This is a genomic window from Salegentibacter sp. Hel_I_6, assembly GCF_000745315.1.
GTDB lineage: Bacteria > Bacteroidota > Bacteroidia > Flavobacteriales > Flavobacteriaceae > Salegentibacter.
Genome location: NZ_JQNQ01000001.1, coordinates 3,393,446 through 3,407,470, shown reverse-complemented (window position 1 = coordinate 3,407,470; position 14,025 = coordinate 3,393,446). Strand labels below are relative to the sequence as shown.

Annotated in this window: 11 protein-coding genes; 4 read left to right on the top strand and 7 right to left on the bottom strand. The window is 37.6% G+C overall.

Annotated elements, in window-relative coordinates; genetic code table 11:
- Window positions 1-52 precede the first annotated feature (52 nt).
- From FG27_RS15110 to FG27_RS15080, 7 genes are all read right to left on the bottom strand, one after another.
- A complete protein-coding gene (locus FG27_RS15110; RefSeq protein ID WP_037320536.1) occupies window positions 53-1,303 on the bottom strand; it encodes a C45 family autoproteolytic acyltransferase/hydolase in 1,251 nt (416 codons plus the stop codon).
- A gap of 84 nt (window positions 1,304-1,387) precedes the next feature.
- Window positions 1,388-3,019 carry a biotin carboxylase gene (locus tag FG27_RS15105; RefSeq protein ID WP_037320533.1) on the bottom strand — a complete coding sequence of 544 codons (1,632 nt, stop codon included), beginning with the start codon at window positions 3,017-3,019 and terminating at the stop codon, window positions 1,388-1,390.
- Between the two features lie 4 nt (window positions 3,020-3,023).
- Window positions 3,024-5,780: an aminotransferase class I/II-fold pyridoxal phosphate-dependent enzyme gene (locus FG27_RS15100; protein WP_037320532.1), complete on the bottom strand. Its 2,757-nt coding sequence runs from the start codon at window positions 5,778-5,780 to the stop codon at window positions 3,024-3,026.
- Between the two features lie 2 nt (window positions 5,781-5,782).
- Entirely contained in the window at window positions 5,783-6,190 is a 408-nt protein-coding gene (locus FG27_RS15095) for a VOC family protein (protein ID WP_051935882.1), read from the bottom strand.
- Between the two features lie 15 nt (window positions 6,191-6,205).
- Window positions 6,206-7,138, bottom strand: coding sequence for a carbon-nitrogen hydrolase family protein (locus FG27_RS15090; protein ID WP_037320531.1), 933 nt, complete (start codon window positions 7,136-7,138; stop codon window positions 6,206-6,208).
- Between the two features lie 158 nt (window positions 7,139-7,296).
- The gene (gabT, locus tag FG27_RS15085) at window positions 7,297-8,604 is read right to left on the bottom strand and encodes a 4-aminobutyrate--2-oxoglutarate transaminase (RefSeq protein WP_037320530.1); all 1,308 of its coding nucleotides are present in this window, start codon (window positions 8,602-8,604) and stop codon (window positions 7,297-7,299) included.
- 425 nt (window positions 8,605-9,029) lie between these two features.
- Window positions 9,030-9,488, bottom strand: coding sequence for an Lrp/AsnC family transcriptional regulator (locus FG27_RS15080; protein WP_037322354.1), 459 nt, complete (start codon window positions 9,486-9,488; stop codon window positions 9,030-9,032).
- A gap of 191 nt (window positions 9,489-9,679) precedes the next feature.
- On the opposite strand from FG27_RS15080, the gene FG27_RS15075 reads away from it, so the two are divergent.
- The 4 genes from FG27_RS15075 to FG27_RS15060 all read left to right on the top strand — a co-directional run bounded on the left by FG27_RS15075 (window position 9,680) and on the right by FG27_RS15060 (window position 14,014).
- Window positions 9,680-10,894 carry an aminotransferase class I/II-fold pyridoxal phosphate-dependent enzyme gene (locus FG27_RS15075; RefSeq protein WP_037320529.1) on the top strand — a complete coding sequence of 405 codons (1,215 nt, stop codon included), beginning with the start codon at window positions 9,680-9,682 and terminating at the stop codon, window positions 10,892-10,894.
- A gap of 92 nt (window positions 10,895-10,986) precedes the next feature.
- Window positions 10,987-11,565, top strand: coding sequence for an outer membrane beta-barrel protein (locus tag FG27_RS15070; RefSeq protein ID WP_197051692.1), 579 nt, complete (start codon window positions 10,987-10,989; stop codon window positions 11,563-11,565).
- 137 nt (window positions 11,566-11,702) lie between these two features.
- Window positions 11,703-13,190, top strand: coding sequence for a Na+/H+ antiporter NhaC (gene nhaC / locus FG27_RS15065; RefSeq protein WP_037320526.1), 1,488 nt, complete (start codon window positions 11,703-11,705; stop codon window positions 13,188-13,190).
- Between the two features lie 185 nt (window positions 13,191-13,375).
- A complete protein-coding gene (locus tag FG27_RS15060) occupies window positions 13,376-14,014 on the top strand; it encodes a peroxiredoxin (protein ID WP_037320515.1) in 639 nt (212 codons plus the stop codon).
- Window positions 14,015-14,025: the final 11 nt, after the last annotated feature.

Genomic DNA, 14,025 nt, shown 5'->3' with positions numbered 1-14,025 from the left:
TAATCCATTATTTATAGCATCAGGTTCAATAGAGAATATTTAGTAGAAATGTTTAATTCCTCCAGGAATCGGCGTAACCTGTTCCCATTTTACTCCAGAAACCTGCTACTGCCTGCCAGGACACTTCTCCGTTATTAATTATTTTTCCTCTTAATTTCTCAAGATCCCGCTCATTTGTTTTTGGGTGCGCCTGAGCCATAGCATTTACCATAATTTCGGTAACAGTTTCCTGCCAATCTACATTTTCAGCATATTGCTCTTCGAATGGATCCTCTACCGTTTGCGCTATTTCTACCGCATCCTGATTCCACCATTCAGTTGCAACCTGGGCCGGTTCGTAATTTATAAGCTTATAAACCTCCTGAAAATTATCGAAAGTCTGTTCTACCGAAGTTCTAGGCCAGCGAAGCACTACTTTATCTTCTAATGGGCGATATATAGAGGTAAATAAAGTTCCAAAACCTTCCTTAAACTTGGTATTGTAAAGTGGTGCCTTTAGAAAGGCATCAGCTACTTGATTTGAATTCACATTTTTACCTGAAAGCATTTTCTTCAGAAAAGAAGACCTTTCCAGGGTTTTATTAAAAGCAGCGTTTTCTGGCCAATCTACAATTCCCTGGTGGTTGGTGGTAAAAGAAGCATCGGTAACTACAGGAGTTCTATCTGGTGCCAGTTGAACGGTTTTGAATTGCCCTGTTTTATCTACAACGGTAACGTTATAAGACATATGAGAAGGAATTCTAATTAAAGCCGCAACAGCTTCATCAACAGTACTGCAAAATTCTAAAACATAACGCAGAATAAAAGGAATTCCAAAACCTACTCCCACCTCTTTTCTTCCTCCAAAAGTGAGTGAAACAGCCAGGCCATGATCGTTCATACCATCTACAACACCAATAAGGCAATCACTGGTGGCGATCACTTTCTTCTTATTCCAGCAGGTGAGTAATTGCGTTCCTTCCATTAGATCTGGATGAAAATCGTAATTTCTAACCAATTGAATATCCTTTCCCGTAGTAACCGCTTGAGAGCAGCCACTTATATATGCAGGCGGCTGAAAGCCCGTTAAAAAACGTGCAGCTATCTTATCGCCTTTTCCTAGTTTGCACAAACGCTGATAAGTAGGCCACATCTCTGGCATATATTTTTTAAGCGCTGCCTGCGAGGTTTTAAGGTCTGGATAATTGGTATTTCCTTTAGAGTTAAGCCAACTTTTATAAGCAGGCCAATGAGTTTTATATAATTTCTGCCATTTTGCTCCTGGTTTTCCAGGTTCAGAAATAGCATTGAAATGTAATTGCATATATTTTTCTTTTAAATAATTTGGAGCTTTTTTAGCTATGGCAAAGTAGTTTTAATTCCTTCTTCCTTTACAAAACCTAGCATATTATTTAGTTAAAGTTCCTGACAGTTTAGGCTTTTTCTTATCCTCAACCATTTCTGAAGCATACTGTCCCCTAATGGCTTTAATCCAGTGTTTTGCCCGGTTATTTAGCCTAAAATCGTCGGTCATCATACGGCCACGACTTACCAATATTCCCATATCAGCCCCTTCGTATAGATAATCACCTTTTCTGCTTATCCGTAAGAAAAAAGCTTCATTTTCATTCTCTACTGCTCTACGGTGAGTATCCATTCTATCAAATTGGATATGGCCGGTATCATACATTCTATAAATACCCGAGCTTGGTGCTTTTGTCACATATTCTATGGTATCTTCAGTATGCTTTATTATGAGCTGGCTCCAGCCATCAATATTTTCCTGGCGTGCCCAGCGATTATTAATTGCCTCAATATCCAGTTCATAATCTATATCCATCCACTCCAAAATATGAAAAACAAAAAGAGGTGCATCTGCCAGCGCAAATACGGCATGATTTGTTATAGAACTTGCGCCCGTAACCCTTGGATTCAATTCTCCTAAATAGATCTCGCCATTATCCTGATCTATCAAAAAGTCTAATTCAAAATATCCTTTATAACCTTCTTCCCGTAACTGGTTCCCGAATAGTTGCGTGTACTCAATTGCCTTCTCTCTTAACTCGGGAGTAAAGGCATTAGGGTAAATTTCGTTACCACACCATCCACCTTCGTAAGGCGTAAGTTCTTTAAAACCTACCAATTCTGTCATTAACGGTGCTACAATAGTTCCGTGTCTCGTTACACAAGCTTCTATAGCAGAACCTCTGCAACGAATACGTTTCATTACTTTAACCTCTTCTTCTTTTTCAATTTCTTCCGCGTTTTTTTGGTATTCTTCTTCATTCGAAATAAAGAAAGTTGTGTGCCCGGAATCACCAAAAGGTGTCTGGATCACCAGTTCGTTACCAAGATGTTTTGAAACCTCTCTTAAATGTTCATAATTATCTACTTTGGTAAGCACATAAGGCACGCAGGCCACTCCAGCCTTTTCAGCAATACGATTGGTATTTACTTTATTATCGAGGAAAGTTCGCATTTCGGCTTTTGGAAACATGATTTCCAGGCCGAGTTTTTTTGCAAGCTCTTCTGTTTTCTCATTAAACATAAGAAACATTGCTTTTCCCGCCCTTCCATCTACAGATCTTGTTTTTAAATAATCCTGTACTTCCGGATGTTGCAATAGGTAATTATTTATATCTTCAATTCCTTCAAAATCGTCGTGTGGAATCTCTGTTTTAGGAGAAAATACATTTGGATGAAGCCCGTCAAAACATTCTATATGACAAATAAATTTGAAGCCTTTTATCCACTCATCGGCTCCTAAAAGATTAAAATTTGTTGCACTTATAAAGTAAAGGGGTTCTTCATTTTTATGAAATGATCTTCGAATATCTGAAACCCCGCTTAGTTCAAAGGTTTCATCTTTTTTCTTAACCGGCACTGCCTTTTTAGCGCTAACCGGCTTTTTACTTTTACTGGTTTTCACCTTTTTATCTGAAGAAATTTTAGTTGAAGATTTCTTCTTACTTGAAACAGCAGGTTTCTTTTTATTTGATACTCCCTTAGTTTTGGAAGCTTTTGGTTTCTTAGAATCCATAATTTTAATTTTTTAAGTTAGTGATCTTTTTTCTCGAGTTACTTCCCATGGAGCCCATTGAACTCACGGTTTTTTGGCGGTTTAGTACATCGTCTTTAAAAATTCTTAGACCTAGATCTGCCCGGTAGCCGTGAATTTCAGAGACATCTAATGCAGTAAGGAACCTGATGATTTCCTTACTTACCACCTGCCCGGGTACAAGAACCGGGAATCCCGGCGGATAGGGAATTATAAAAGAAGAAGCCACCAAAATTCTATTGTCTTCCATAGCCGGTAAACACTCTAATAGCGGCATATACTCATAATTTTCTTCGTTGTAAGCCAGGAAAAATGCTTCTCTTATATTTCCTCCAGGAACTCCCGGAACAGCCTGAAAAGAGTGGTGGAAATAACTAAAATCGGGTAATGGCGGGAAATCTTCGGTTAAAGATTTGATACGTTCCTTTCGATTATTTCCCTCTTTCTGGCTTAGTGTTTTAAATTCCTGATCCAGCTCATCGGCTATTCTTAATAATGCATTCGTCAAATAGGTTACACTTCCCCTGGTGGTTCCAATATTCGTCATAAATAAAACCGAGTTTCTAGAAGTTTTATTAATCTGAATATTAAACTTATCCATAAGGTATCTATTCTTAAAAGTATCCCCGTCTACTCCTGTTCTACCAATATGCAGTGTTATCTTAGTTGGGTCTAAAACAAATTCATCCTGCTCCCAGGCGGTTTCCATCCTGTTCCACCCTTCCTTAGAATTATAATATTCCTTTATTCCAGTCTTACGGTGCTGCTCCGGAATAAAATCTCCTATGGTCAATACATCAAAATACTTCTTTAATTTAGGATGGTCGTTTACTTTTGCTCTTAATACCATGGCCAATTCTATACTTTTTTCAACCAGCTCATATCCTTCAAATTGAACCTGTCTTCTACCAACATCTAGCGAAGCAAGCATTTGATAATTGGGCGAAGTTGAAGTATGTGTCATGTAGGCTTCCATAAAAGTATTCTCGCTTTTTTTACGGAAATCTTCATCCCAAATATGAATCATGGAACCCTGGCGAAAACTACTAAGGGTTTTATGAGTACTTTGGGTAGAATACACCCTAATTCTTACCTTATCGGGATCTGGCAGGGTGGGAGTTTCATTCTTTTTAAGCCCTTTTATATGAGCTTTATATTCTTCACGGTAACTATTACTTTGGAATTTATCACATAATTTTTGAGCAACAAACATTCCTGTTCGCTGCTTGTAGTTATAGGTGAAACCTGCAAAAGCAAACCAGGCTTCATCCCATAAGAAGATCATATCTGGTTTAATGGCCAGTACTTCCTGCATTACCTTTTCAACATTATAAACCAAGCCGTCAAAAGTGCAATTTGTAAGCAGTAGCATTTTAACCAGGTTTAATCTTCCTGCTTTTTTTAACTGAAGTAATTTCTCTTTTATCTGCTCCAGCGGAACTGCCCCATACATAGAATATTCTTCTATAGGATAAGAATCAAGATAAACAGGGTAAGCACCGGCTAATACGAGTCCGTAGTGGTGTGATTTATGACAATCCCTGTCTATTAAAATCACATCTCCCGGTTTCACCAACGCCTGTACTACAATTTTATTCGCTGTAGAGGTTCCATTGGTTACAAAATAGGTATTTCTGGAGCCATACGCATCACTGGCCTTTTGCTGCGCTTTTTTAAGCGAACCGGTGGGTTGTAATAAAGAATCCAATCCGCCGGTAGTTGAAGAGGTTTCTGCCAGGAACATATTTCGGCCGTAAAAGTTTCCAAAATCCTTAATCCATCTGGATTTAAAAACCGAATTCCCACGGGAAATAGGCATGGCATGAAATATTCCGGTAGGTTTTTTACTGTAATCTTTTAAAGCTGAGAAAAAAGGAGTTTCAAAACGCTCGCTTATTCCCCTAATAATTGTTAGGTGCAATTCTTGCAAATCTTCGGTACGGTAAAAAATTCTTCTAAAGGTTTTTAAAGTACTGTCTTTTAAATTCCCTAAAGCGGTATCGGTAACATAATAAGTATCCAGTTCTGGCCTAAATTTCTTCACAATAGTCCCCATAATTGGGCCTAATTCCCTAGGGGTTCTGGATGCAAAATCTAATTTTAGAATATTCTGAATAAAAGGTTTAATCAGCGGAGTGATCTTTTTTGAATGATATGGAGGCGCATACCGAATTACAACCGCCTGAATATTAAAATTAAACTGAAGGGCGATCAATGCATCCTGAAATGAGCGCTGTACTACAATTCCATAAGCAAATTGCTCGTTAGAAAGTCGCATCTCCTTAAGATCATGACGAAGCTTATTTTCTTCTGCCAGAGAAATATCTTCTACGAACATAACTTCAAAATAGTTTTTCCGCTCTACCTCAGCATATTCTGCTTTATCGGTAAGTTCCACTCCAGGTTCATCATCTTCTAAAAAATCAGGATTACTTCTATACCTATCACTAACAAGATTTTTTGTAATCTCTGCAATTTTATGGGACAGTGCGGTATGCTCCTGTTTTCCCAGCATTTCCCGAAGCGAATTTATACACGATAAACCAGGAAAAGCAAAATAGCATTCTACTCCTTCAAGATCTTTTAAAAGCTGCTGAAGATTTTTTTTATGCTCCTTTTCTTCTTCTGAGCCACGAGGAGAGGAATGGAGTTTGGTTGACTCATTTTTTAAGTCATTCCAGGATTCCACTCTAAGCTGAGCTATATTATAATAATGTGCACTGTCTATTTTTTTCTCTGGCATAGTTAATCTTTTGAATGTAGGGCGAGTTTGTTTCCTTCAGAATCAATAAAAATGGCAAAATGACCCGATTCAGGATTAATCAGGGTTTTGGTCATCACAATTCTACCACCGGCTCCTTCAACTCTATTTAGAATCTTATTTAAGTCCTTCCCGGCATTTAGATAAAGTAAAGGACCAATTATGCCAGGTATAGAATTCGGCCCGGTAACTATGGCTCCTCCAATCCCTTTTTCAGCAGGAAAAAATGCCATGGCATAATTTCCATCAAATTGAGTTTCCATATCCATCTTAAAGATGCGATTATAAAAATCTACAGCTTGTTGAAAATTGATTGCAGGAATTTCAAACCAGCTTATAAAATCCTTTACAGGTTTTTCTTCCTTTTTCTTCTTTTGTGTTGTGCCTCCCATAATGCTGTTTTTTAATTATCCTCCAAATCCTTTATATCCCGTAGGATTTTGCGGTGGTTCGTATTCGTGTTCTTTCATTTTTAACTTTGCCAGGCTATCTAATCTTGTGGGTTTAATAAGAGGACCCAAAGAATTGAGATATGGTAGCTGAGCACCCTTTTGGTAAATATGAAAATCACCTATATGGTCTCTAAAACTTTTTAGGGGTTGCCCTAAACGCAATACCCCAAGTTCACGGCTTCTTCGCACCCGACTTATATTAAGTTCTAGCGGAAAGATCTCTTCATTGCCTTCTGCCTGATAAATCACACGGCCATCGGGACCACAAACCAGTGATCTGCCATTTCCACCAGATTCAAGTCCGTTTACGTCAAAGAAATAACACTGATTTACTGCAGCCATTGCTCTTACAATAGACAATTCTATGTCACGATCTATAGTTCCTGTCATCGTGGGGTGCAAAATAACTTCTGCGCCCATCACGGCCAGGGTACGCACCGTTTCGGGAAACCACATATCATAACAAATAGATAAGCCAAATCTAGCCACGCCTGGAACATCAAATACACAGAATTCTGAACCCGGGGTCACTCCAACTTCATAAGGATAAAAAGGAAACATTTTTCTATAGCGCGTTACGATCTCTCCTTCCGGATTAATTACGGTAGCCGTATTATAGATCTTACCTTCGCTTTTTTCAAATATGGAACCCGGCAATAACCAAACTCCATGTTTTTTGGCCATTGTCCGCATTTCCTGCTCAAATTCGCCGGGAATTTCCTGAGCATTATGAGTTAAAGGGCCATACCCACATAACTCACTGAAAACTACCATATCCACCCAGGGATAGAGACTCATGGTTATATCGAGTTTCAATTTCATCATTTCCACGTTGGAAGCGACTGCGGAAACCTTCATTTGTATTCCTGCTATTGCAAATGGATTCATATATTTTATTTCATGTTAACTGCAGAAAAATATTCTCTACAATTTTTTTGATCTATATTTTAAAAACCTGATCAACTAATTATTTCAAGCCGCGACAATTTCTACGCAGTATTATTTGAAATTTCCGCCATGCAGAGTTTCAATTTAGTTTGTAAAGCTTAAGTATGTTTTCTTATTTGGTCTTCTAAAATATCCAGACCTCTATTTAATTGTTCATTAGTAATAACCAGCGGACATAGAATTCTTATAACATTTTTAAAGGTGCCGGCACTTATTAGAATCAAACCTTCTGCAGCGCATCCCTTTACTATTTCAACACATAGTTCGGTATTTGGTTTTCCTGGATCATTATCTTTTATTAATTCAATACCTATCATCGCTCCAAGGCCCCTTACATCACCAATTTCAGGACATTCTTTCCTGAAATTTTCCATACGATCGGTGATAATTTTCCCAATATAAACTGCACGCTCATTTAGCTTCTCGTCCTTCATAAATTGGATGGTAGCTAAGGCTGCGGCACAACAAACAGGGCTGCCAATATAGGTTCCTCCAATAGTTCCCGGGCCAGCCGCATCCATAATTTCAGCTTTACCAAGTACAGCGGCAATAGGTAATCCTGAGCCCATAGATTTTGCATAGGTGCTTATATCGGGTTGTACGCCGTAATGCTGCCAACTGGCCCAGTGTCCTGTACGGCAAAAGCCACTTTGTATTTCATCTAAAATTAGCAATACCCCATGTTCATCACAGAAAGATCGAAGTCCTTCCAGGTATTTTTGCGGAATAGGGTTAAAACCACCCTCACCCTGTATGGGTTCTACAATAATGGCCGCTACACTATTAATATCTACCATGCTATGGGCGCTTTCTCTAAGTCGATTTAATTCTGTTTCCACAAACTCATCCATATCCTGCGTTCCGTGATATTTGTAAAAATTTGGGAAAGGAATTCGGTAAACTTCCGGGGCAAATGGACCAGATGAAAATTTATAGTTTACTTTACTGGTAAGGCTCATTGCCATTAAGGTGCGTCCATGATAAGCTTCGGTGAAACAAATTACAGCGGGTCTTTTTGTAGCCTGGCGCGCAATTTTAATAGCATTTTCTACGGCCTCAGCCCCCGTACTAATAAGCATCGCTTTAGTATGATCACCATGCGGAAGTATTTCTGCAAGTTCTTCGCACAATTTTATATAAGGTTCATAAGTCACTACATTAAAACTGGTATGTAGATACTTTTCGGCCTGGTCTTGTATGGCTTTTACTACAGTTGGCGGACAATGTCCCGCGTTAACAACGCCAATTCCACCGGCAAAATCTATATGTTCTTTTCCGTCTACATCGGTAATTATTGCTCCTTTGGACTCACGTACGGTGGCGGTATTAAAAACACCAACCCCGTTGGCTACTATGCTTTTTCTCCTATCGTGGAGCTGCTGAGATTTTGTTTGCTCTTCAGTCATAAATATTTGGTTGTTCAGTTGAATGGTTAATCTAAAACTTGTATTTGCTAAATAGAGATAGGGGTAGAGATATGTATTAGGGGGCAAGCTCTATTTCACTGCTTGTTAATATAGCATTTTTTTTCTTACCCTAGTCACCTTTCACTCTGAAAATCAATAAGAAAGGCACTTAAGCCTTAAGTTAAGAAAAGAAAGTCTGTATAATTTCAGCTTTAGTAAATGAAACACAAAATACTTTATCTCGCTAATATTCAATAATTTATAGAACCTCCAGGAAGTTATTGAAAAGAAAGAAATTGCTAAATATTTTAACTAATTAAATTTTTCATAAAATGATGAAATTTAATTTAACTAAACACTAACAAATAAGTGCTGAAGCAATAAAAAGAGACAGTAAATTAGTACAATTACTATTTATTTAAAAATCAAAGCGGAACAGCAGTGGTACTTTTCACGGGAGAGATGATAAATGTACTTTGCGTGCTTCCAATATGATCAAGGTTAGTTAGTTTTGTTACCATAAATTCTCTATATGCCTCCACATCTTTCACCAAAACTTTTAAGATATAATCATACTCGCCGCTTACGTGATAGCACTCTAAAACTTCAGAAAGTTTTTTTACCTCTGCTTCAAATTTGGTTAAAAATGAGCGGGAATGCTGAATAAGTTTTATTTGACAAAATACCATAAAACCTTTTTCAACTTTTTCTGGAGAAATTAGGGCCACATAATTTGCTATTACTCCTTCTCTTTCAAGCCTTTTTATACGTTCAAAAACTGCTGTAACCGAAAGTTCCAGTTTATTCGAAATTTCCTTATTGGTCATCTTACTGTCCTTTTGAAGATGCTTTAAAATCTGAAGATCTTTTTGGTCTAATTTCATAGCTGAATTAAATTGGTTTAAACAGAGTTTTAAAAATGAAAATTTTTCTAGATTGATTTTCAAATTTAATTATTTTCAAACTAATTTTCTTTCAAAATCAATATTCTTAGTTTTATTTACTGATAATTATCTTGCTTATTGATTTTTATTCTGCTTAAGTTTAAATTTGAGTAACTTAAAAATCAATAAAGATGAAATATAAACCAGCAGATAATATTCAGGATCTTCAATACTTTGGGGAGTTTGGAGGCGTAAACCCTTCAATTTCAGATTCTTCAACCTATACATTTCTTTCCGCAAAAACTATGTTCGATACTTTTGAGGGAAATTCTGAAGGCTGCTACCTTTATTCCAGGCATTCTTCCCCTTCAAATTTATATTTGGGTGAAGCCCTTGCAGCGATGGAAGGTACTGAGACTGCAAATGTCGCGGCTAGCGGAATGGGCGCTATCACTTCTACCCTACTTCAGCTATGCCAGGCCGGCGATCATATTGTTTCCAGCCGCACAGTTTATGGCGGAACTTATGCATTTATGAAGAATTTTATTCCAAAATTCAATATTCAAACTTCATTTGTAGATATTACTAACCCTGAGAGCGTTGAAGCAGCGATCACAAAAGATACCAAAGTCTTGTATTGCGAATCGGTTAGTAATCCGCTTTTAGAAGTTGCTGATCTTGAAGCTCTAGCAAAAATCGCCAAAAAACACCAACTTACTTTCGTGGTAGATAATACGTTTTCACCACTTTCTATAAGTCCGAAAGAATTAGGCGCTGATGTAGTTATTCATAGTTTAACCAAATTTATTAACGGCAGTAGCGATACCGTTGGTGGTGTAACCTGTGGAAGCAAAGATTTTATTAACGCACTGCGTAGTGTAAACGATGGCGCAAATATGCTATTAGGGCCAACGATGGATAGTATGCGTGCAGCTTCGGTTTTAAAGAACTTAAGAACACTTCATATTAGAATCAAGCAACATAGCAAAAATGCAATGTTTTTGGCTGAAAAATTTCAGCAAGATGGCTTAAAAACAGTCTACCCAGGACTAAAAAATCATCCCGGCCACGAGACTTTTAAAAGAATGATGAACGAAGATTATGGATTCGGAGGTTTACTAACCATAGACGTTGGTAGTCTTGATAAGGCCAATGAATTAATGGAGTTAATGCAGGAGAAAAACCTGGGTTACCTTGCGGTAAGTTTAGGATTTTACAAAACCCTTTTTAGCGCTCCCGGGAGTTCCACTTCTTCAGAAATACCAATTGAAGAGCAGGAAGAAATGGGGTTAAGCAATGGTTTAATTCGCTTTTCTATCGGCCTGGATAATAATATAGAACGAACGTATAAGATGATGAAATCCTGTATGGAAGAAGTTGGGATTTTTGATGAAGAGTTGGTTTAACCATACCATAGAGAGAGTCCGAGAATAAATCGTTAAAGGGTGATAACATTTTCGGACATTCTCTTTTTTGTATCTTCACAAAAAATAAAATTTTGAAAAAACTACTACTCCCCCTATTTTTCGCATTTTTTAGCTTGAGTGTTTGTGCACAAACCCAGAATGAAGTTCGGTTGTATTACGGGCTTACCGACAGTAAACTACTAAGAGGGGAAGCAATCACTGGTGGCGGCAGTTCAAATATTGAAAATTCATACGAATTTGGGTTTCGATATTTACTTGGTATTACCGATAATTTATCCCTGGAAACCGGACTTAGTTACTGGAGGGGTGATGTTACCGTTACTTCAGCGCCTATGCCAGAACAAACTATATACTCTGAGGTATTACAAACCACTTCTATTCCTATTTTTGCAAATTATACGTTCCTAGATTATTTCTTTATAAATGGTGGGCCGGTGATGGACTTTCAAGGTTCAGAAACCTTATTCATAGACCCACAGGCAGGTATAGGTGTTGGTTTTGGTCTTGGGGCACAATATGCTTACAATAATTTTAATTTTTATATAAATCCAAATTTTAGAAGGTTTGCCGTAATACCGTTTGAGGAGAAAGATTTTCACCAAAAGCTTACTTCGTTTGGTCTTCAATTAGGAATTGGTTATAAATTTTGATCAGATTATAGTTTTATTGAAAACTTGCTCATTTTCGTGTAAAATCGTAAAATTACAGGCGAAAAGAAAAATCTGATTAAAATAAATTCAACCGAAAATCTTTTTAAGTCGATTTTCTACATATACCTTTAGCCTTAATGGAAAACCAAAATTCGTCCCAAACTCAAAAAATTGCTCAAAATAAAGAACTTGGTATTTGGCCTGCATTAATTCCTGTTTTTGCGCTTATAGCGATGCTTGCTTTTAATGTTTTTGTTTTTGGAGACGATGCCTTAAGTGGTTCAAATCAATTTGTATTATTGCTTGGTGGTGCCGTTGCTGCCATCGTTGGTTATCTCTACAACGTGGAATATGATAAGATGATAGACGAAGTTGCTGCGAACATTCAAAGTACCGCAGGCGCTATTCTTATTCTTTTAATGGTAGGAGCTTTGGCGGGAACCTGGCTTATTTCGGGAATTATACCTACAATGATCTACTACGGATTGTTAATCTTAAACCCCACAATTTTCCTGGCTGCATGTGTGGTTATTTGCGCTTTAATTTCAGTGGCAACCGGAAGTAGCTGGACCACCTCTGCAACCGTAGGTATCGCACTTATTGGTATTGCAGAAGCCCTGGGAATTTCTGTAGGAATGACGGCTGGCGCCATACTTTCGGGAGCTTATTTTGGTGATAAACTATCGCCATTAAGCGATACCACCAATCTTGCACCTGCAATGGCAGGAACCGATTTGTTTACGCATATTAGGTATATGACGATCACCACCGTTCCCACTATTACCATAACCCTAATTATCTTTGTAATAATTGGACTTAATTTGGATACTTCTGGGACTACAGACACCTCTGCTATTCTTGCTTCTATAGAAAAATCATTTAAAATAACTCCCTGGCTGTTTTTAGTTCCTTTAATTGTTATCGCTCTTATTGTAAAAAAGACTTCGCCATTAATTGCATTACTCCTGGGAACCCTTTTCGGTGCCGCCGCTGCATTAATTTTTCAACCTGGGATTGTAGCACAAATTGCTGGTAGCAGTGATCTTACTTTTGTAAGTGGTTATCGCGGAGTAATGCAAGCCATTACCGTTGATACAGCGGTAGAAACTGATAATGAAAATTTAAACGATCTATTTTCTGCCGGCGGGATGGCAGGAATGCTTGGTACAATCTGGTTAATTATTTGCGCCATGGTTTTTGGAGGAATTATGGAAGCCATTGGTGCACTGGCAACTATTAGCAAGGCATTACTCAATTTATTTCACACCACTTTTGGTTTATTTGCCAGTACGGTATTTAGCTGTCTGGCGCTTAACGCAACGGCTTCAGATCAATACTTAGCCATTGTAGTTCCCGGTAAAATGTTTGCAAAGGCTTATCGAGATAAAGGTCTTGCTCCAGAAAATCTAAGCCGTACATTAGAGGACTCAGGAACGGTAACTTCTGTACTAATTCCCTGGAATACTTGCGGAGCATACCACAGTGGCGTTTTGGGTGTTCCAACACTTAGTTATGCGGGTTATGCTTTCTTCAATTATTTGAGTCCGTTCATGACCTTGCTTTTTGCTGCTTTCGGCATAAAAATTAAGGAATTAAGTCAATCTACAAAAACTCAAACGGCTTAGAAACTTAGTAATAATAGGTGCTTCTCGTGTTAAATAGAGCTTCTCTATTTGCATTAAAACAAACTATAAACAAAACTTATTCTTAGATAGTATTTTAAAATTTTAATAACTTTTTTCAGCGAGAACTTTCCCTAAATTTGTACTCGAATTACAATAAAAGTTAAACCAATAAAAACAGAATTTATATGTCATTAGTAGGAAAAAAGTTTCCAAACTTAAGCGTAAACGCAATGGATGAAATGGGTGATACCTTTCAACTAAATATTTTAGAAGAAGCTCAGAAAAACAAGAAAAAAGTATTGTTATTCTGGTACCCAAAAGATTTCACCTTTGTTTGCCCTACAGAATTACATGCTTTCCAAAAAGCAGCTGAAGAATTTGAAAAAAGAAATGTAATGGTAGTTGGAGCTTCTTGTGATACTCCAGAAGTACACTTTGCATGGTTAAACACTCCAAAAGATAACGGAGGAATTGAAGGCGTTAAATACCCAATTCTTGCAGATTCTAATAGAAACCTAAGTTCACGTCTTGGTATTTTAGATATTACCGGTGAATCTTATGACGATGAAACTGGAGATTTAACTTTGGAAGGAGACAATGTAACTTACCGTGCTACGTACCTTATTGATGAAGAAGGTAAAATTTTCCACGAAGGCGTAAACGATATGCCATTAGGAAGAAATGTAGCTGAATTCCTAAGACTTGTAGATGCTTATACTCACGTACAGGAAAAAGGTGAGGTTTGTCCTGCAAACTGGGAAGAAGGTAAAGATGCAATGAACGCCGATAGAGATGGAGTTGCTTCTTACCTAAGCTTAAACTAAGAAAAAGGGAA

Bases quoted from the DNA above. Each gene is read 5' to 3' on its own strand.
- FG27_RS15080 (WP_037322354.1), bottom strand. From the start codon at position 9,488: ATGAAATTAGACCAAAAAGATCTTCAGATTTTAAAGCATCTTCAAAAG.
- FG27_RS15090 (WP_037320531.1), bottom strand. From the start codon at position 7,138: ATGAATCCATTTGCAATAGCAGGAATACAAATGAAGGTTTCCGCAGTC.
- nhaC (WP_037320526.1), top strand. From the start codon at position 11,703: ATGGAAAACCAAAATTCGTCCCAAACTCAAAAAATTGCTCAAAATAAA.
- FG27_RS15110 (WP_037320536.1), bottom strand. From the start codon at position 1,303: ATGCAATTACATTTCAATGCTATTTCTGAACCTGGAAAACCAGGAGCA.
- gabT (WP_037320530.1), bottom strand. From the start codon at position 8,604: ATGACTGAAGAGCAAACAAAATCTCAGCAGCTCCACGATAGGAGAAAA.
- FG27_RS15105 (WP_037320533.1), bottom strand. From the start codon at position 3,019: ATGGATTCTAAGAAACCAAAAGCTTCCAAAACTAAGGGAGTATCAAAT.
- FG27_RS15060 (WP_037320515.1), top strand. From the start codon at position 13,376: ATGTCATTAGTAGGAAAAAAGTTTCCAAACTTAAGCGTAAACGCAATG.
- FG27_RS15100 (WP_037320532.1), bottom strand. From the start codon at position 5,780: ATGCCAGAGAAAAAAATAGACAGTGCACATTATTATAATATAGCTCAG.
- FG27_RS15075 (WP_037320529.1), top strand. From the start codon at position 9,680: ATGAAATATAAACCAGCAGATAATATTCAGGATCTTCAATACTTTGGG.
- FG27_RS15095 (WP_051935882.1), bottom strand. From the start codon at position 6,190: ATGGGAGGCACAACACAAAAGAAGAAAAAGGAAGAAAAACCTGTAAAG.